Origin of the sequence: Paraburkholderia sp. MM5477-R1, assembly GCF_050436385.1 — a bacterium.
GTDB classification, from domain to species: Bacteria; Pseudomonadota; Gammaproteobacteria; order Burkholderiales; family Burkholderiaceae; genus Paraburkholderia; species Paraburkholderia tuberum.
In genome coordinates this window covers 46,410-65,033 of record NZ_JBNDMC010000004.1, presented here as the reverse complement: position 1 = coordinate 65,033, position 18,624 = coordinate 46,410, and the positions used below count along the sequence as shown (strand labels likewise).

At 63.0% G+C, this 18,624-nt stretch carries 22 protein-coding genes; 21 read left to right on the top strand and 1 reads right to left on the bottom strand.

Annotation, left to right across the window (positions count from 1 at the left end; all coding sequences use genetic code 11):
* Window positions 1-11: 11 nt before the first annotated feature.
* Together OKW35_RS10660 and pxpA are read left to right on the top strand one after the other, a co-directional pair.
* A complete protein-coding gene (locus tag OKW35_RS10660) occupies window positions 12-266 on the top strand; it encodes a hypothetical protein (protein WP_429551902.1) in 255 nt (84 codons plus the stop codon).
* Window positions 247-1,017 carry a 5-oxoprolinase subunit PxpA gene (gene pxpA / locus OKW35_RS10655; RefSeq protein WP_429551901.1) on the top strand — a complete coding sequence of 257 codons (771 nt, stop codon included), beginning with the start codon at window positions 247-249 and terminating at the stop codon, window positions 1,015-1,017. Before OKW35_RS10660 ends, pxpA begins: the two co-directional genes overlap by 20 nt.
* A gap of 22 nt (window positions 1,018-1,039) precedes the next feature.
* On the opposite strand, the gene OKW35_RS10650 is transcribed toward pxpA, so the two are convergent.
* Window positions 1,040-1,438, bottom strand: coding sequence for a helix-turn-helix domain-containing protein (locus OKW35_RS10650; RefSeq protein WP_429551900.1), 399 nt, complete (start codon window positions 1,436-1,438; stop codon window positions 1,040-1,042).
* Window positions 1,439-1,743: 305 nt separating this feature from the next.
* Here OKW35_RS10650 and OKW35_RS10645 point away from each other — a divergent pair, with 305 nt between their 5' ends.
* The 19 genes from OKW35_RS10645 (at window position 1,744) to OKW35_RS10555 (ending at window position 18,609) form a co-directional block, all read left to right on the top strand.
* Window positions 1,744-2,412 (top strand): lytic transglycosylase domain-containing protein, encoded by a 669-nt coding sequence (locus tag OKW35_RS10645; RefSeq protein ID WP_429551899.1) that lies wholly within the window; start codon window positions 1,744-1,746, stop codon window positions 2,410-2,412.
* A gap of 115 nt (window positions 2,413-2,527) precedes the next feature.
* Window positions 2,528-2,830 (top strand): hypothetical protein, encoded by a 303-nt coding sequence (locus OKW35_RS10640; RefSeq protein WP_429551898.1) that lies wholly within the window; start codon window positions 2,528-2,530, stop codon window positions 2,828-2,830.
* A gap of 7 nt (window positions 2,831-2,837) precedes the next feature.
* Window positions 2,838-3,272 carry a VirB3 family type IV secretion system protein gene (locus OKW35_RS10635; RefSeq protein WP_429551897.1) on the top strand — a complete coding sequence of 145 codons (435 nt, stop codon included), beginning with the start codon at window positions 2,838-2,840 and terminating at the stop codon, window positions 3,270-3,272.
* A complete protein-coding gene (locus OKW35_RS10630; protein ID WP_429551896.1) occupies window positions 3,272-5,860 on the top strand; it encodes a VirB4 family type IV secretion system protein in 2,589 nt (862 codons plus the stop codon). Before OKW35_RS10635 ends, OKW35_RS10630 begins: the two co-directional genes overlap by 1 nt.
* Window positions 5,861-5,883: 23 nt before the next feature.
* Window positions 5,884-6,561 (top strand): type IV secretion system protein, encoded by a 678-nt coding sequence (locus OKW35_RS10625; protein ID WP_429551895.1) that lies wholly within the window; start codon window positions 5,884-5,886, stop codon window positions 6,559-6,561.
* Complete coding sequence (locus tag OKW35_RS10620; RefSeq protein WP_429551894.1) at window positions 6,551-6,796, top strand: hypothetical protein; 246 nt, start codon at window positions 6,551-6,553, stop codon at window positions 6,794-6,796. Before OKW35_RS10625 ends, OKW35_RS10620 begins: the two co-directional genes overlap by 11 nt.
* A 74-nt stretch (window positions 6,797-6,870) precedes the next feature.
* Complete coding sequence (locus OKW35_RS10615; RefSeq protein ID WP_429551893.1) at window positions 6,871-7,734, top strand: type IV secretion system protein; 864 nt, start codon at window positions 6,871-6,873, stop codon at window positions 7,732-7,734.
* A 238-nt stretch (window positions 7,735-7,972) separates the two neighbouring features.
* Window positions 7,973-8,119, top strand: coding sequence for a hypothetical protein (locus OKW35_RS10610; RefSeq protein ID WP_429551892.1), 147 nt, complete (start codon window positions 7,973-7,975; stop codon window positions 8,117-8,119).
* 8 nt (window positions 8,120-8,127) lie between these two features.
* Window positions 8,128-8,970, top strand: a complete 843-nt coding sequence (locus OKW35_RS10605; protein WP_429551891.1) for a type IV secretion system protein — start codon at window positions 8,128-8,130, stop codon at window positions 8,968-8,970.
* A 17-nt stretch (window positions 8,971-8,987) separates the two neighbouring features.
* The gene (locus tag OKW35_RS10600) at window positions 8,988-9,887 is read left to right on the top strand and encodes a TrbG/VirB9 family P-type conjugative transfer protein (RefSeq protein WP_429551890.1); all 900 of its coding nucleotides are present in this window, start codon (window positions 8,988-8,990) and stop codon (window positions 9,885-9,887) included.
* A gap of 18 nt (window positions 9,888-9,905) precedes the next feature.
* Window positions 9,906-11,288 (top strand): TrbI/VirB10 family protein, encoded by a 1,383-nt coding sequence (locus OKW35_RS10595; protein WP_429551889.1) that lies wholly within the window; start codon window positions 9,906-9,908, stop codon window positions 11,286-11,288.
* 11 nt (window positions 11,289-11,299) lie between these two features.
* Window positions 11,300-11,962, top strand: coding sequence for a hypothetical protein (locus OKW35_RS10590; protein WP_429551888.1), 663 nt, complete (start codon window positions 11,300-11,302; stop codon window positions 11,960-11,962).
* Between the two features lie 80 nt (window positions 11,963-12,042).
* The gene (gene virB11, locus OKW35_RS10585; RefSeq protein WP_429551887.1) at window positions 12,043-13,080 is read left to right on the top strand and encodes a P-type DNA transfer ATPase VirB11; all 1,038 of its coding nucleotides are present in this window, start codon (window positions 12,043-12,045) and stop codon (window positions 13,078-13,080) included.
* Complete coding sequence (locus OKW35_RS10580; protein ID WP_429551886.1) at window positions 13,077-13,373, top strand: hypothetical protein; 297 nt, start codon at window positions 13,077-13,079, stop codon at window positions 13,371-13,373. The genes virB11 and OKW35_RS10580 overlap by 4 nt, the downstream gene beginning before the upstream one ends.
* A gap of 30 nt (window positions 13,374-13,403) precedes the next feature.
* The gene (locus OKW35_RS10575) at window positions 13,404-13,760 is read left to right on the top strand and encodes a hypothetical protein (protein WP_429551885.1); all 357 of its coding nucleotides are present in this window, start codon (window positions 13,404-13,406) and stop codon (window positions 13,758-13,760) included.
* A 2-nt stretch (window positions 13,761-13,762) separates the two neighbouring features.
* A complete protein-coding gene (locus OKW35_RS10570; protein ID WP_429551884.1) occupies window positions 13,763-15,562 on the top strand; it encodes a type IV secretory system conjugative DNA transfer family protein in 1,800 nt (599 codons plus the stop codon).
* The gene (locus tag OKW35_RS10565) at window positions 15,559-17,370 is read left to right on the top strand and encodes an LPD7 domain-containing protein (protein ID WP_429551883.1); all 1,812 of its coding nucleotides are present in this window, start codon (window positions 15,559-15,561) and stop codon (window positions 17,368-17,370) included. The genes OKW35_RS10570 and OKW35_RS10565 overlap by 4 nt, the downstream gene beginning before the upstream one ends.
* Entirely contained in the window at window positions 17,255-18,157 is a 903-nt protein-coding gene (gene stbB, locus OKW35_RS10560; protein ID WP_429551882.1) for a StbB family protein, read from the top strand. Before OKW35_RS10565 ends, stbB begins: the two co-directional genes overlap by 116 nt.
* Entirely contained in the window at window positions 18,157-18,609 is a 453-nt protein-coding gene (locus OKW35_RS10555; RefSeq protein WP_429551881.1) for a hypothetical protein, read from the top strand. Before stbB ends, OKW35_RS10555 begins: the two co-directional genes overlap by 1 nt.
* Window positions 18,610-18,624 lie beyond the last annotated feature (15 nt).

The window sequence follows — 18,624 nt, the reverse complement described above, 5'->3', positions numbered from 1 at the left end:
CACGCCCGCGCGTGATCGTTCTGGCGGTCGTGATCGCCTACGGGCTGCTGCTCGTCGCCAGTACCGCGCATATGTCCGCGGCAGAGCGTGCAGACGCATTGCTGCCATGGCGGTGCACTGGATCGTCGGCCTGGTCGCTGCGCGTCCGTCTGGGCGATCAACGGTGTGATATCGACAACGTATTCATCGGTGACGGCATGGTTCGTACCGGCAACCGTTGTGTATTGGAAAAGGATGAGACAAACCATGAGCGAAAAAGCAATTGACCTTAACGTCGACATCGGCGAAGGCTTCGACCACGATAGTGAGTTGCTGGAGTACGCAACCTCAGTCAACGTGGCGTGCGGATGGCATGCCGGTGATCCGTTGACCATGCGTCGTGTCACGACGGAGGCGATTCGCCAGAGCGTCGCGATCGGCGCGCATCCGAGCTTTCCGGACCGCGAAAACTTCGGCCGTGCCGCGATGAACCTTCCTGCGGATGAGGTGTATGCCGGCGTGCAATATCAGGTTGGTGCGCTGGCTGCTGTGGTGGCCGGGCTCAGCGGGCGCGTCACGCATGTGAAACCGCACGGCGCCCTTTACAACCAGGCGGAGGAAGACGCCGACCTGGCCCGCGCCATCGTGCATGCCGTCCGCGATATGAATCCTGGGCTGGCGATCTTCGGCCTCGCTGGGGGACAACTTGTGCGGACCGCGCGTGATGAAGGGCTGGTGGCGATCGAGGAAGGCTTCGCCGACCGAGCGTATACGCCACACGGCAAGCTCGTGCCTCGATCACAGCCGAACGCAGTGCTCGAAAGCGATGAACTCGCCTGCGAGCAGGTGATCAGCATGGCGCGCGATGGCCGGGTCAGGGCATCGGACGGTAGCTGGGTCAGCATCAGCCCGCAGTCGTTGTGTCTGCATGGAGACGGAGCGCATGCGGTGGCGTTTGCCAGACAGATCCGTGCAATGCTGGCCACGGCTGAAATAGCAGTCCGTTCTTCCTCGCACCCAGCGCACATGGCTTTATGAGTGCGTTGGGCGATTGAATGGGTCAGGAAACGAGGGCGATTGCTTTCTGTACGAGAAGCGGATCCACTTCACCGGTCTCTGAAGCGCTTTGATAGACGAGGGAAATCAGTTTAGCCATCTTTACTGCGTCAATTGAACGCCCGGCGCTGGGAAGCCCGGCATCGATAGCGACGAAGACGCGACACAGGATGCCTTCATCGATAGCACCGTAACGAGACGAGCGTTTTCCCGTTACCAGGTACGCAACATCAAAGCCATGCATTGCAAGAGCAGCCAGATAGCCCACATCGGGAAGCCGGACTGACTGTTCGTAATTGAACTGGGCGCGACGACTTACGCCAGCAATCGCTTTCATGTCGCCCTGTGCTAGCCCCATACGTTCGCGTTCGGCTACCAGCCGGGCACCGAAAGTTTCTGGCATAAACGTGCTCAAATATTGACAATGGGCACAAACGTGCCTATATTGTATGAAGTTGAATAACCTTGCTCAGTATACGGGTGGCACATCCCAATGGGAAACCTCGGAGGCGCGGCAGCGTGTAGCGAGGCGCCAGCGGACCAGGGAAGGTGGGTGCGGAGAAACAGGTAGTAGAAGCGGCTGGTACTGATGTAGCGAGCATCTGAGCCAGCCTGCCCAGTTGTTGAAACCTGCGAGGTCGACAATGGCTGAAGCCATCATATCGTTTGAGCCTGGTCAGCGCCGGAGCGTTGGCGAGGGGCGCAGTCATGCTTGACTTCGACACGCTGGCCCAGCAATGCGCACCCGGCGTCCACCCCACGACGCTTCAGGCGGTCGTGCGCACTGAATCGGGCTTCAATCCCTATGCGATTGGCGTCGTTGGTGGTCATCTCGCGCGTCAGCCGCGAGATCGCGCAGAAGCCGTGGCGACGGCAAAGGCGCTCGATGCCCAGGGTATCAATTTCAGCATGGGGCTCGGCCAGGTCAACAGGACGAACCTCGCCCGTTACGGCCTGACCTACGAAACCGTATTCGACCTGTGTGCAAACCTCAAGGCCGGCGCAGCCATTCTGCGCACCTGCTATACGCGAGCCGCCGCGACGATGGGAGCAGGGGACCGGGCGTTGCGTGCCGCGATCAGCTGCTACTACAGCGGCAACTTTACCCGCGGCTTCGCGGCCGACTTCAATGGGACGAGCTACGTGCAGCGCGTGTCGGCCAACGCACAACCAGCCGAGATAACGACCAGCGTGGTGCCGGCAATTTCCGTCGTGATGGACCGGCCGCAGTCGGGCGCCCCTGTTCGCGTCCGACCGGCCACCGCACAACGTGCAGGCGCGAGCCGCAACGAAGCGGTCCCCGACCCGCAAAGCCAGGCCCACCCGTCATGGGATGCGTTTGGCGACTATCCGTGCGCCGGAACGTCCTGCAAATGATTTACCCCGGCGTGCATGGCGACGCCGGTGACTCACCGCCCAAGGAGAAATCATGCATCACAAAGTATCGCCTCGCTCACAGAAATTAGTACAACTTACCGCATATGCAGCTGGCATGAGGATGCAGGTCATTCTGACCGCCGTGCGCAAGGCCGTTCTGATCGGGGTCGTCATGGGCTCGCAGCTCGCGCTTGCAGGCGGCGGTCTGGACTCGGCGACCCAGGGCGCGACCACCTTCAAGATCTGGCTCTATTCGTTCCTCGGCGTCTGTGCGGCCTGCGTGCTGATGTGGAAGGGCGCGGAATGCTGGGCCGATCGCGCGCACTGGAGCGAGTTTGTGACGATGTGCGGCAAGGTGGCGGTGGTGGGCTCGGTGGTCGGCGTGCTCGCGCCGTATCTGTGGAACATGTTCAGCTGAGAGCGTCATGTCGGAAAAGAACACCTATCCCGGCTTTAATGGCCTCGGCCGCACGGCGGCCATCTGGGGTGTCCCCTACATGGCGATGCTGGTCGTCGTGGTCGCCTCGATGTTTGTGGGCGTACTGATCTCGTTCTTCGTCGGCCCGGGCGGTCTGCTGTTCGTGTTCCTCGGTTTTCCGGTGCTGCTGTATTTCAAGCACGTATGCCAAACCGATGATCAGGGCCTGCGGATCATGTGGCTCGAACTGCGTTGCCGGTTCTATTTCTGGCAGTTGCGCGTGCGTGCGCGCGTGAATGCGGGTCGCACGGCACCGCAGTTCGGCAACACGGCCACGCTGGCCCCGCTGCGCTACGGCCGGCAACGGCGGGTCTACCGCGACTTCCTCAAACCCCTGTCGAGCGGTCAACGCCGGCTGCGTGAACTCGAAACGGATCAGTGATGAAAGGCAAACCGATGGAAGGCAGACCCGCCGTCTCCAGCGAGATCCTTGGCGCCATTGGCGCGGTTGAGGACTGGCTCCCGAAGTTCGGTCATCCGGTCACGAAACACGTTCAGCACCTCGAGGGCAACCGCTTCATGGTGACGCTGGCCAAGCGCGGCGTGCCGTTCGAAGTGCATGAAAACGAAGCGATCGAGCGCATGTTCGATCGCGATACCGAAACATACAGCAAGCTCGGCCGCGATCTGGGTGGCCGGCTTGGCTATCACGCGGTCTTCACGCGCCGGCGCGTGAGCTTCGAGCATGCGTACCGTTTCCGTCCGCGTTTCATGCAGTGGTTCGCGTCGGTGCATGTGGGGAAGTTCCATGAGGAGAAATTCTTCGAGAACCGCTATTACCTGTCGCTGATCCTGAAATACGAAGATTTCGACGATGGGTTGAAGGAGATCGAATCACTCGCCCAGCAGGCGCTGCTGCAGTTCGCCGACTACGAGGCAGACTTGCTCGAAGTGTACGGGCGCAAGCACATGAACGGCACGCCAATGCTGTTCTCCAGGCAGTACGGTTTTATAAGCGATCTGGTCAATGCAGTGCAGGGTGATCTGCCGGTGGCGGCGGAGCCAGGCACGGACATCATCCCGTCGAGCTATCTGCATTTCGGCTACAACGCACTGTCTGTTCAGGGCCCGGGCGTGCCGGCGTCGCGTCAGTTCGCCACCTGCTACGACCTGCGCGGCTGTCCGGACAAGCCAGGCTGGGGGCAACTCGACCCGATCATCTCACTGCCGGTGGAGTTGACGGTTGCGCACTCGTTCAACTGCATGACCGGCTTCGAGTCGAACCGCACGATCGATTCTACGATCAACAAGCTGGAGTCCGCCGGCGACAAGGCGAAGCATCAGGTCAGGGAACTGCGCGATGCGCAGGGCTATGTGAACACGGGTGAACTCTCGTTCGGCGAGTATCACGGCGCCGCCATCGTCTATGGCGAGACAGCGAAGGAGGCACTGGAAAACGGCAACCTGCTGGCGTCGCGCTCGCTGAGCGAATGCGGCGTCGAATGGGCGCTGGCAACGGGCTCCGCACCATTCACCTACTTCTCGCAGGTACCAGCGGCCAGGGTGAAGCCCCGGCCGAAGGTGCAGTCGTCGCGCAATTTTGCATCGATGCACGCGTGTCACGACTATTCGACCGGCAAGGCCGAAGGCAACCCGATTGGTGACGGATCGGCCATCATTCCGTTCCGCTCGGCCTCTGGCATGTATCACTACAACCACCACGCAACGCGGCGAGGCGATATCAACGTGGCGGAAAAGCTTGCTGCCCATAACGAACTCAAGGGTACGACCGGTACCGGCAAGAGCATGTTGGCTGCGGCGATCACCGGCATGCTGTCGCGCTTTGACCCGCTCCTGTACGTGCTCGACAAAGGGCGTGGCTGGGAGGTATTGATCCGTGCAATGGGGGGCGCCTATGTCAATCTGGAGAAAGGCAAGCCAACTGGGTGGGCGCCGTTCGAGCTGGCCGACACCCCGGATAACCGCGAGTTCCTGTACGGGTTGACGGAACTGTGCGGCCGGAAAAACGGCGTCGACCACCAGGGCCGTCAGATCAGGATCGATCTGACGGCCTCTGAGAAAATCCAGTGCCGCAACGCCGTCGATGCGGTCATGGGCATCGAGGATGTGCGCCTGCGCCGCTTCAGTCTGCTGCTGGACAGCATTCCGGACGAAGGCGATGACAGCCTGCGTGCGCGACTGTCGCTCTGGTGCAAGTCAGAGGGTGGCCGGTTCTGGTGGGTCTTTGACAACCCACCCAACCTGTCGCTGAACATGAGCGAGCAACGCTGGATCGGGTTCGACGTCGAGGCGTTTCTCGTCGAGAACTATGAGCCGTCGGAACCGGCGTTCGCTTACCTGTTCCACCTCAAGAAACTGATGCGCAGCGAAGGCCGGCTGATGCAGACGGTGATCGAGGAGTACTGGCTGCCGATCCGCTTCCGCACGATCCGTGAGCAGATCGAGGAAACACTTGCCAGCGGTCGCAAGGAGGGTGAGTTTCTCACCCTGATCACACAGCAGCCGGAGCAGGGCCAGAAAGCAGCGGATCTCTTCCCCGCCCTGCGCAGCCTCGTTGCGACCAAGCTCTGGATGGCGGATCCGGCGGCGGAAGAAGAGGCCTATCTGCGCGACGGCATGACGAAGAAGGAATTTCGCGAGTTCAGGAAGCTCACGCCGCAGGCCCGGCGCTTCCTTATCAAGCAGGGCAACCAGTCGGCCTTCGCGAGTTTTGATCTGACCGGGCTCGATGACGCGATCGCGGTGTTCTCCGGTGACCGCGAAAACGTGCTGATCTGCGACGCGGTGCGCGCGGAGCTCGGCGACGATCCGGACGTCTGGCTGCCCGTCTATCTGGAGCGGGTGTTCGAACGCAAGCTGCGCACGCGACTCGCGGCGAAGCACGGTGCGGACGAACGCCTCTGGAATAACGAACTGCAGCGCGGCCTCGAGCGCAAGCGGGCCGAACTCGCGGCCATTTATCCACCCGCGCGGACCGTCGAAGCAGACGCCGACGCACTGACTGTCTGACCTTAACGCAATGGAGGAATGAAATGAACGTCAACAATGTCAGGCCGACCGTGCGCCTGATCCGGGCAGGCCGTGTGGCTGTCGCTGCGCTCGCGCTGTGCGCCGCGGGCGCCGTTCATGCGCAGGGCGTGCCGACGATCTCGCCGGCCGAACTCGCGCAGCAGATGGTGCAGGTCCAGCAGCTGTTCCAGCAGATCCAGAACCAGGAGGCCCAGTATCAGGCGCTGACCGGCAACAGCAGTTTCGGCACCATCATGAATGACGCATCGCTGCGCAACTATCTGCCCGAGCAGTGGCAGAACATCTACGACCAGGCGAGGAGTGGCGGCCTGTCCGGCATCAGTTCGTCGATGCGCACGATCGAGCAGCAGGAGGGCATGACTGGTGCCAGCACGCCCGGCCAGCAACGCTATTACGACACGCTCGCGGCCAACAAGGCGATGAACGAGCAGGCGTATAGCGCGACGACGGCGCGGCTGAACAACATCAGGCAACTGATGCAGTTGTCCAACGCGACGCAGGATCCGGCTCAGAAGGCGGATCTGCAGAACCGGATGGCGGCCGAAGAGGCAATGGTCACGAATGACCAGACCCGGCTGCAACTCACCGCGCAGCTGCAGCAGACCGAACTCAAGCTTGCTGAAGAGCAGCGCGACCGGGAATTCGATAACGCTCTCATGGGGAAAAACAATGGTCAATAAGACACTTCTCGGCTCAATTGTCGCTTTGCTGGTCGTGATCGCGGGCTATCTCGGCTATCTCGCGCGGGATCGTCATCAGCACAACTTGCAGGAAGAGCAACAGCAGCAGCAGGATCTGAAGTTCGATGCCGCACTAGCAGGCATGACTCCGCAGCAATACGCGGCGAAGCAAAAGGAACTGTCGGAACATGCTGCGAGCGACGACGCGCAAGCCAGCGCCGCCGGTCTGAAGTAAGTGCCGGTCGCCACAACCCTGGACGTGAGGTCACCGTGGTAAATACTCATCTTTTTTCGTCAATGACGAGCTACATGGATCAGAACGTGGTGAACACGATCACCACCGGATCGACGCGGATGATCGCGCTGATCTCTCCGCTGATGGCCGCGTGCTTCAGTATTTACGTACTGCTGATCTTGTGGTCCTACTGGCAGGGCCGCAACGACGAGCCGATCAACGATTTTCTGATGCGCATGGCGACCTGGGCATTCATTCTCACGTGCGGCATGAATATCCAGTTCTACACCAGCTACGTCGTGCCATTTTTTAACGGGCTGGGAGAGCAGCTTTCCGCAGCGGTGACAAACGGAAGCAACACGGTGTCCGGGCTCGACAACCTGCTGGATGCTTACCTGAATTCCGCACAGGCAATTTTCAACAACGCGCACGGGCTAAAGGTGTTTGAGGCACTGTGGGTCATTTGCCTGATATTCATTTTCGGTACGCCTTTCATGGCTATCGCGATCGCTTATCTGATTCTGGCGAAATTCGCGCTGGGGATCCTGCTTGCCCTCGGACCGCTGTTCATCTCGGCCGCACTCTTTCCACCCGCACGGCAGTTCTTCTGGAACTGGGTGGGGCAGTGCATGAACTACGTCTTTCTCGTCACGCTGTTCGCGGCGTCATGTGCGCTGGAGGTCAATTTCGCGATGGGCTTCATACCCGCGGGTGGTGCGATGCCCAGCATCGCGGAGGTCTTTGAACTCGACATTATGGGGATTTCCTTCTGGATCATCGCGCTCAACCTGCCCGGACTGGCGTCGTCGCTCGCCGGCGGCGTCGGGATTTCCACCATGGTGGGCAGGCTTGGCACGGCCGGAAGGATGCTTGGGTCTCTCGCAAAGGCTGGCGGCGAAGGCGGTAAAGCTTCTGGCGGTCGCCTGAGTGCCCAATAAAGAAGAACCCGATGAAACGTTTTTTGATCAGGCTCGGACGGTGGTGGCTCGCTGCGGCGGTGATCTGTACGGTGGGATTGATCCTTTCCATCGAGCTTATACATTGACCCGTGGGGCCCCCTCTCAGGGAGAAGAAGATGGAATGCAACCGCGCAATGCAGGATCGACTCGCGAACAGAAAACGGGAACAGGCTGGTGAAATCCGGCGTGCGGTACGACGCCCGAAAGGCCGCCAGTCATGAAAACCGCACTCGTGGTGAGCCTGCTCATTCTCTCGTTGCAGGCGTGCAGTTCCGCTCCTAAACCTCCCGAGCCGACGGGCCAATGGGTGCCCGTCAACCAGCCGGCGGCGCAGCAACAGGCTGCACGTACCGAACCGAAGTGAGAAACCGAATGATCTTTACCATCAGACAGTGGTTTGCGGGAGCCACGACGGCACGCAAACGCGGGCGCGCCGGCGGGGAGCCTGCAGCCGCGCAGCCGGCATCGCCTGCGAGCGGCATTGACGCAGGCGAGCGTGACGCTGTCGCGTGGTACCTGAAGCAGGCGCAGGACTTCGAAAGATCGAAGGTCGAGGCTGCCGAAGAGAAGGCACGGATCGCCGATCGGCGCTCGATGCTGTCGGGCGGTGTGGCGCTCGCGGCTGTTTTCGGCATGACAGCTTTAGGACTCCTGAAGCGACCGAATCCGCCCGCCGTGCTGCGCGTGAACGATTCGAACGGCAACGTGGATGTGTTGCCCACGACGGCCACCGGTCACGTGAGCTTCACCGAGAAGACAGACCGCGCGGATCTGCGCCGCTATGTCGAACTGCGCGAAGGCTACGACTGGGAGACGATCTCCGACACGCACGCGGCCGTCATGTTCATGAGCGACGAGCACGAGCAGGAAGCCTACGACGCGCTCGTGCGCGGCCCCGCCGGACCACTCAAGCTGCTGAAGGATCAGGTGCGCGTGCTTGCGCGCGTCGGCTCGATCACGTTCGTCGGCTCGACTGCCCAGGTATTTTTCTCGCGGCAGCTGATTCCGCTGAACCCCGCGGTGAAGCGGCCTGATCCGACCTACTGGATTGCGACAGTGGCGTTCGGGCGCGTGGACGTGCCGGAGAAAAAGGTCCAGCAGGACATCGACCCGGACGGCTTTCGCTGCACGAGCTACGAGGTCACGCGCGACTGGACGCGGGTGCCGGCGGATACACCGTCATCGCCGACGCCCGCAGCGGGTAACGCATCGTGAAGGCTGGATTCTTTCGCATGCCGCCCGCCGTGGTGGCCATCGCCGCGGGTCTCGCCTTCGCTTCGTCGCACGCCAGGGCACTCGAGACACCGCGCAGCTGCGGTTCGGATCCGCATATCCAGTGTGCGACCTACGACCCCAATCAGGCGTATCGCGTCGCCACCATGCCGGGGCGCGTGGTGATGATCCAGTTCGAACCGGGCGAACACATCATCGACAGCGGTGAAGGCATCGGAGATGGCAAGGCATGGCACGTGGCCATCAACGATAGCGGGGCGCTGCTCAAGCCGGGTGCGTTGCAGCCGGAAACCAATCTTGTGCTCGTCACCAACCGGCGCACCTATTCCCTCTCGCTTGCCGACGTGTCGGGCGGCCAGCCGGCGACGTGGATGCTGCGATTCGACTATCCCGACACGAAAGCGAAGCTGACTGCGGCGCAGCAGCGCCGGCAGGAGGCGGTCAGCGCGGCGCTCAGTGGACAGCAGGGCAACGGGCCGGCCGTGCCGGCGTCGATCGCGGGAGGGGCGAACGCGGTTCGGAGAGCCGCTGCCCAGGCGGTGACATCGGCATCGGCCGCGAACATGCAGTACATGATGCGCGGTGATCGCGCACTCGCGCCGACCGCGCTCTGGGACGACGGCCGCTTTACGTACTTCAAGTATGCGACCGCGCGGGACCTGCCGACGATCTTCACGAAGCTGCCAGACGGCAGTGAGGCGACCGCGAACTTCCACATGGAGGGCGACACGGTCGTCGTGCACGAGGTGTCGCAGTCGTTTGTCATCCGCTACGGCCAGTCGGTGCTGGGCATTCGCAACGATGGCTATTCGCCCGATGGCCATTACAACCGGGCGGGCTCGTCGGTGCCGGACAGCGCGCGCATCGAGCGCGACCATGCCGGCGCATCGGCGAACTGATCAGGGAGCGTACAGGGCATGACGGAACGAAACGAAATCGAACATGCGGCGCATCGGCCCGCACCTGCCAACGCCGCCCCGCAGCCTTCGCTCGATCTGCCGGGTCGCCGGAAGACGCGGGTGGGCAAACTGCGCCTGGTGCTGGTCGCGCTGGCCGTGATTGCGCTGGGTGCGTCGGGCGTCACGATCTATCTGCAGCGGCTCTTTCAGCAACATCAGGATGCGAAGCAGGCGGCGCTCAGCAAGCCGAAAGACAGCGGCGCGAGTGACGCGGGCGGGGATCTCGAGACGCAAAAGGATCGGATCAGGAAAGCGGAGGCTGATCAGGCCCGCGCAGCGTCAGAGGCTGCGGCTGCGGCGAATTCCCGCCTGGCGACACCGGCCGGCGCGGCATCGCAGACGAACGTACAGGCTGCGGCGAGCAACCAGCCGCGGCCGCTCACGCCGGCCGAGCGCCGCCTGCAGGGCAGCGTGCTCGTTTCGGGCGGGAACACCGGGTCTGGCCGGAGCGACGATGGCCCGGTGGCCTCGAATGAAACCGCAGGTGACAACGAGGGCAACCGTGCCGGCAATGACGGAGCGCCCAGTCATGACGCCGGTGGACTGGCCGGCCTGGCGAAGTCGATGGGCATGGCGGCGCTGCGTGGTGGCAGTGCAGGGGGGCCGTCCAGTTCGCCGAACAGGACGGACGCGGGCGACAGCAAGGGTTCGTCGTTCGACCAGTCGTTGCAGCCTTCGAAGCTGCAGCCGATGCAGGCCTCATTCCGGCCGAACCGGCACTACCTGCTCAGTCGCAACACGATGATCCGCTGCGGGCAGGCGACGGCCATCCGCACCGACCGGCCGGGCCTGATCGGCTGCCCGATCGCGCAGGACGTCTGGTCCGACGATGGCACGACCCTGCTGGTCCGCAAGGGCGCCACCGCCAAGGGCGAGCAGCGCGACGCGGTCATCCAGGGACAGGGTGTGATCGGTGCGATCTGGGACGAGATCGATGACGGTGGCGTGCGCATTCCGCTGAATTCGCCGGCGACCGATCCGCTCGGCGCAGCCGGCATCCCGGCCTGGGTCGACGAGCACTTCTGGCAGCGCTTCAAGGGAGCGCTGATGGTGAGCCTGATCGGCGACTTTGGTCAGGCGCTCGCGAACAAGGCGATCGGAGCGGGCCAGACGATCACCTTGTCGAACAGTTCGAACGCTACGCAGGACGTGGCCGCCGAGACGCTGCGCAGCACGATCAACATCCCGCCGACGGCGTATTCGAACCAGGGCTCGGTGATCAATATCTTCGTCGCACGCGACATCGATCTGGGCAGCGTCTACGAGAACGTTGATGCGCAGGGTAACCCGGCGCAGGGTAACGCGGTCGGCCAGAACGGTCAGCTAACCGGACAGCAGTGAGGAGCACACGCATGAACCTGAAGATCACCTTTCCCGAGGACTTTCCCCTGCACGGGCTCGATCGTGACATGTTCGAGGCGAAGCTGCGCGATGCCCTGCGTTTCTGCCTCTACGGCAACACGGTCCGGCAACTGGCCGAACGGGTCGATGCGCGGCGTGGGCGTCGGCTTCCCGATACGTTGCCCCTTCTTCAGATCGCCGACGAGCACGCGTTCGACAATTGCATGGCGCTCGACGGTTGCCGCATCGACGACATGTCAGTGGCACTGCGTCGCAACCTGCTGCACAGCGTCGGCGCGCGTATCGGGATCACGCTGTCCGAATGGGGTGATAGCGCGTTGCCCGCGCTCGCTGATCCTGCGCATCCAGCCGGCATGCCAACGGAACTTGCTGCAACTAACCGTCCGGCCGACGCCCCACCATCAACCCCGAGGCCACAACGTCCGTTTCCCGTCTGGCCTGCATGGGCGCTGGGTGTGGCGCTCGTGAGTGGTGTTGCAGTCTGGAACATGACGCGCCCGGCTGCATCCTTAGCCTCCCTTGTTGCGACCGTGATTTCGACGTCGCCTGCGCAGACGCTGCGTGAGCTGGCCAGTAGCGTGCCGGACGACCGGCAGCCGTACCGCGTGTCCGTGCGGATCGAGCCGCAGGACGGTGTCGTCACGCATCGCTGACCCGTACCGTCCGACTAACTGCCCCCCGACTGGCGCCCGGTCCGCGACCGGGTATGTCTACCTGCTGACAAGGAGTACGAATGAGCGCCGTTGTTATCGATGTGATCGAGAAAGGCACGATCGCCCGCAGTTTCCTCAAACAGATGGGCATCGCGAACTTCTTCGACGGCAGCCTCACTGAGGTGGCCATTAACCGGCCCGGCGAAATCTGGACGCAGGGCAGTGGCAGCTGGAAGCGGCACGATGCGCCCGCCTGCACGCTCGATGCGTGCTTCAAGCTCGCCAACGCGCTGACGGTCATGAAGGGCGGCAGGTTCTCCACCAAGGAGCCGATTCACCCCGTGGTGCTGCCCGACGGCCAGCGCGGGCACGTGCTGATGCAGCCGGCGTGCGAGCAGGACACCATTTCGATCACGATCCGCATCCCGTCGAACGTGCGCTTTTCCGTCGCCGAGTATGAGCGCAACGGCTGGTTCGAGGGCTATCGCGACGTCTCGCCGCGTCGCGCCATGCCAGCGACACTTGACCTGGCGCCGTTCGAACTTGAGATGCTGGAAGCGAAGAGCCAGCGCAATGTGACGCGCATGCTCGAGCTCGCCGTCGCAAACCGGCTGAACATCGTGCTTGCCGGTGGCACCGGCTCCGGCAAGACGACACTGAACAAGGCGCTCTCGGACCTGATTCCGTCCGGCGAGCGCATCGGCACGATCGAGGATACGCCTGAGCTGTCGCTGCCGAATCATCCGAACCGCGTGCACCTGTTCTTCAGCGACGCACTGCCCGCGAAGGAACTGGTGCGCTCGACGCTGCGCATGAAGTTCGACCGCGTGTTCCTCGCCGAGCTGCGCGGCGACGAAACGTGGGACTACATGACGCTGCTCAACACCGGCACGCCCGGTGGCATCACGACCGTCCACTGCAATGACGCACGCTCCGCACCGTCGCGGATCGCCACACTCGTCAAACAGAGCGTGGTGGGCCAGACGCTCGACTGGCAATTCATCATGGAACAGGTCCGCGTGACCGTGGACCTGGTTCTCTTCATGTGCGACAAGCGCCTGTCCGAGATCTGGTACGACCCGATCGGCAAGGCGCAATTGCTGGGGTGCACCTCATGAGCGCCATGGACGTCGCCGAGGTGGGCGCTGTAGCGGCCGCCGACGATCCCGGTCTGTGCAGATGGCGCCCGTCGGGCGACTTCGCCCTAGTCCACCCGTCGGGCTGGTCGATCGCGCGGTACCTGGTCTACGACGAGTGGCGCTACCTGCTGTGGGAGCCCGTCGATCTGTGCCGCCACGCCCGGGGCAATGCGTCTCACGGCCCTTTCCGCAAAGTACGCGACGCGATGCGGTTGCACAGGCAACTCGCGTTACCGGACTCCAGGACGCGTGATGGGAAAGACTGCGAATGAGTCGACGCGCCCACCCATTGAGGACCCGTCATGCCCAAACCTCTTCGAATCCTGATCCCCGTCGTGGTCTTCCTGCTGATCCTGGGCGGCTTCGCGTTCCTCGGCCAGTTCGCCGCCGGCGAGCTTTTCGCGAAGATGCAGAAGCTGCCTGAGGGGAGTGTGGGCGTATTCACGCTGTACGACTACTGGCACGCCTACGGTGACGTGCCCGCGGTGGTACGCGCGCTCAAGGCATGCACGCTGCTGTCGGTGGTTATCACGTGCCTGCCGGTGGCTGTGATCACAATGGCGCTCATGTCGGGCCGCAAGCGCCTCGCGCAGTTTGGCGAAGCCCGGTTCGCCACCCGCGGTGACATCGTGAAAGCGGGCCTGCTGGAGAAGAAATAGCCATGACGACTTCGCCACACCTGTATCCGCCGTTCATCGTGGGCAAGTACAAGGGTGAATACCTGAAGTACTACGGCCAGGATTTCCTGATGGCGGCTGCCGGCACCCGCTCCGGCAAGGGCACGTCGCTCGTGATCCCGAATCTTCTCACCTATCCCGATTCGGTCGTAGTCGAGGACATCAAGGAAGAGAACTATCTGTACACGTCCGGCTACCGGCGGGCGTGCGGTCACGAAACCTGGCTGTGGGCGCCGTTCTCGGAAGACGGGCGTTCGCACGCGTACAACCCGCTTGAATACATCCAGCGCCGCGCGCCGTATACGCGAGTGGGCGACGTGATGACGATCGGCGAACACCTGTATCCGTCCAACGTCGACGCGCGTCTGAAGTACTGGAACGATAACGCGCGCAACCTGTTCATCGGCATCGTGCTGTACCTGCTGGAAACGCCATCGCTGCCGTGCACGTTCGGCGAGGTGCTGCGACAGGCCTCCGGCAAGGGCCGTGCGATCCGCGAGCACATCTCGTCGATCGTCAGCACGCGCGCCGATGCCGCTCACGCGACTCCGGCGACCGGGGGGCTGCCGCCGCTGACCTTCGAATGTCTCGATGCGCTGAACCGCTTCCTGTCGCAATCGAAAGAGGCGTTTGCCAATATCGTATCGACGATGACCGCGCCGCTGAACGTCTTCAGCAATCCAGTGGTCGACGCGGCGACCAGCCGCTCGGACTTCGATCTGGCTGATGTCCGCAGAAAACGCATGTCGATCTATGTCGGCATCAAGCCGGGGGACCTGAAAGCCGGCGCGCTGCTGGTCAATCTCTTCTTCTCGCAGCTGATCGATCTGAACACGCGTGAGCTGCCTGCGGAAAATCCCGCGCTCAAATACCAGTGTGCGCTGATCCTGGACGAGTTTGCAGCGCCCGGCAAGATCGACATCATCGAGACGGCCAACGCGTTCATTGCGGGCTACAACCTGAGGCTGATGCTGATTTTCCAGGGCATGTCCCAACTCGAGGATCCGAAGCTGTATGGAAAGCACGGTGCCGAAACGCTGGCGATCAACTGCAAGATGCGCAGCCTTTACGCGCCGCGCACGGTGAAGGAGTCGGAAGAGTACTCGAAGATGCTGGGGACCTTCACGCTCATGGCGCGCTCGAAGAGCCGCAGTCGCGGCCGCAGTTCGTCGACCAGCACCAACGAATCGGAGCACGGCAGGGCACTGATGATGCCGCAGGAGCTGCGCGCCCTGAAGCACAACAAGCAGATCATCACGATCGAAGGGTGCGAGCCGATCCTGTGCGAGAAGGCGTTTTTTTATGAAGACGCCGAACTCGTCGACCGGCTCGTGCGGCAGAGCCCCTATCTGCAAGGGGTGATGTCAAAGCTGGAGAAGACCAACCGCCGTCGCGCGTGGTTCGGTTTCGGTCCGAAGTTGCCGGACGAAACACAGATGAAACATGCCGCGTTCGTCGCGCGTGAGCTGTGCGCACCCGTGCCCAGCATCGACGTCGAACAGTGGTGGCAGACGCAGAACGCCACGCGCCGCGCGCAGCAGGCCGCTGCGGCCGCAGCCGCGGCCCCACAGTCCGCCGGGCAGGCGCTAGACGTCCGAAATGTTCGCGAACACGAGATCGGTGTCCTGGCGCCGGCACACCTCGCCAACCGCAACAGCATCCGTGCATCGCTCTTCCAGCTGATGCCCTATCTGCGTGAAGTCCTGCCGGACGCGGCGGCCGCCGTGTCGGGGCAAACCGCAGCACCTCAGTCGCAGCCTGAACCTCAAGGAGTGACGATATGAACGAAATCGAATTTCCCGCCGACCAGATTGATTACCGCGAACGCGATGCGGCCAACACGGGCGACGCGTCGTCAATCCGCGCCCGTACTACGCCGCCGGCGAACGAGGCGGACGCGCGCGCCGTGCCCGGCGGTCCCGACACGCCTGTTGATCACGCGACCAGAGAGCACCTGAAGAAGATCCGCTCGGCCGATCGGGAGAAGGCCGAAAGGCTTCTCAAGGGCGATGCATTGCCCCACGTCGCATCCAACGCCGCACCCAACGTCGCGACCGACACAACCGCCGACACGGCGACCGACGAGGCGGTGAAGCCGGCCGTCGGCACTGGCAGACCGCTCGGGAAGAAGGGCGACGGTCCGGAGAACAGCGTCCGGCCGAAGCCGGTTTTCGAGAAGACCGGCTATGACCTGCCGAAGTCGGTCAGTAACTGCTATGTCGCGCATGAGGGCAAGTTTCTCGATCGCAAAAGCGAGACGGTGCACTTCGAGGACAAGGGCCGTTCACTCGCCACGGCCAGCGAGGACCGCGAGGTGATCGCGCACATGGTCGAAGTCGCGAAGGCGAAGCACTGGGGCGAGCTGCAACTGAAGGGCAGCGAGGAATTCCGCCGGCAGGCGTGGATTGCGGCCGAGCTTGCGGGCGTGCCAACACGCGGCTTCAAACCTGCTGCGCAGGATCGGGCCGCGCTGACCGCCGCGCGCGAGGCGATGCGCATCGGCGCCGCGGACAGATCGAATCACGGCGAGGCAGCCCGCACGAACTCGCTGGATACAGCTGACGGCCAGAAACCCGATACCGTGGGCCCGGGCAAGCCCGTGCAGGATCCCGCCAGCGGGGCAGTCGCCGGTCCGATCCCGGCGTCCCGGCAGGCGAGCCGCGGCCCGGCGCAGACGAGATCGAAGCTTGACGCGAAGGCTGACTTGAAGACTGACCTGAAGGCTGACAGGCAGCCGCCGCAGCCAGATCAGCCCACAGCGGGTTCCCAACCGGCCTCGCCGCCGCTGGATCAGTCTGCGGCTGGCGTGACCGCGGGCGTACTGGTCGCGCACGGCGCGGCACCGTTCAATCACGATCCGAAACAGAACCGGAGCTATTACGCGACCGTGCGCACGGCCAGCGGTGAACACACCGTGTGGGGACTGGATCTCGAACGCGCGATCGGCGAAAGCGGTGTGCAACCCGGTCAGCGGATCGAGCTGGAAAAGGGCGGCAGTAAAACGGTAACCACGCAGCAGCGTCAGTTCGATGACAAGGGTAATGAACTCGCCCCAAAGTCGGTCGGGAGCCGACGCAACGAATGGCTGGTGTCCTCGCCGGATGTACCCGGTCTGCCCACGCGTGTGCAGCGCGAGGCGCTGGCCAGCGTGCGACGCGACGTGGATGAGCGCCGTCGGATCGATGAGGCGCGCGAACGCTTCCTGAACGGGGACTGGGAATACTCGAAGGAACAGCGGAAGACCCTCGATGAGGCGCGCGAACGCATCAAGGCGCAGGCCGCGCGCGAGGTGCTGCGTGACGAGATCAAGGGTCTGCCGGCGCAGCAGCAGGAGAAGCTGATGGGGGAGTTCGAAAGCGCCGTGGCCGGGGCGCGCGCCGCTAACCGGCCGCTCGAGGTGCCGATGCCGCAGGTCAGCGAGGCGACCATCGAGGCGGTGCGCGAGCAGATCGCGCGCGAACAGCGGGGGCTGGTTCATGCGACACGGCAGGCCGCACCGCAGTCGACGCAACCTGCGTCGCGGGAGCCTGGACGGGACCCGCAGTCGCACACCGCCGAACACGACGGGCCGACCCTCGAAATGGAACCGTAAAGCGGCAGATCGCTACGGGCGGCCGCGCTCGTCTCGCGACCGTCATCGTCAGATTGAACAACAGGAGCAGGACATTATGAAGATTGCAGTCATCAACTTTTCCGGGAACGTCGGCAAGAGCACCGTCGCCCGTCATCTTCTCGCACCGCGCCTCGAAGGCGCGCAGGTCATCGCGATCGAATCGATCAACTCGGACGATCACGAAAAAGAGGACGCCCTTCGAGGCAGCCAGTTCGACGAACTGCAGGAGCAGATGATGATGCTGAAGAACGTCGTCGTTGACGTAGGCGCATCGAACGTCGAAGACTTCATCGGTCTTATGCAACGTTACGATGGATCACACGAGGATTTCGATATCTTCGTGGTTCCCACCGTCCCGGTGGCCAAACAGCAGGTCGACACCATCGCGACGCTCGACGAGCTGCGCGATCTTGGCGTGCGACCCGACAGGATCCGGCTGCTGTTTAACACGGTCGACACGAAATCCGACCTTCGCAAGGCGTTCCTGCGGATATTCGATCATCACCAGAGCAAAGGCGGCTTCGTCCTGAACAACGAGGCGGTCATCTACGAAAACCCGATCTTCGAAAAGATCAAGCCGTTCGACAGGTCAATCATCGAAATCCGCGACGACCCCACGGATTATGTGGCATGGAATGCAAAGGCGATGGAGGAGGGCGCGCCCGAAGCCCAGCGCGCCTACATCCGCCAGATGGTTGCGCTCAAGCGCCTCGCGAACCGGGCGGCTTCGGAACTTGATGCGGTCTTTGATGTACTGGTGCACTGATGGGCGCACCAGACGATGCGATCCGCGAGGAACTGATCGGGGCGGTGCTTGGCGAGCTGTCGCTCCTGCGCCGCGACGTGAAAGACCTGTCGCAACTGCTCGAGGCAAGCGGCAAACAGTTCAAGGATGACGGGGAGCTGACCCTGCTGCGGTATGCGTCGCGCCACGAACAGTTCCTGAAGCAGTTTTCCGAATCGAGTGCCGACGTGCTGGCGCAGGCGGTGAGTTTCGCGCAGGCTCGCGACCAGTTGCTCGGTGAAATCTCGCTGCGGCAGTACGACGAGGCCAATGGGCGCAGCCGCCAGTTGCTGAGGGACGTGCTGCGCGAGGAAGGCTGGACCAGCAGGTCGGCCCTTACGCGGTTCGAACTCGCGGTATGGATGGGCGGCGCCGCACTGTTATCGGCCGTCGTGACTCTGGGCGCGTTCGCGATGCTGCACGGACTGCTGTGATGCAGGGGGACACAC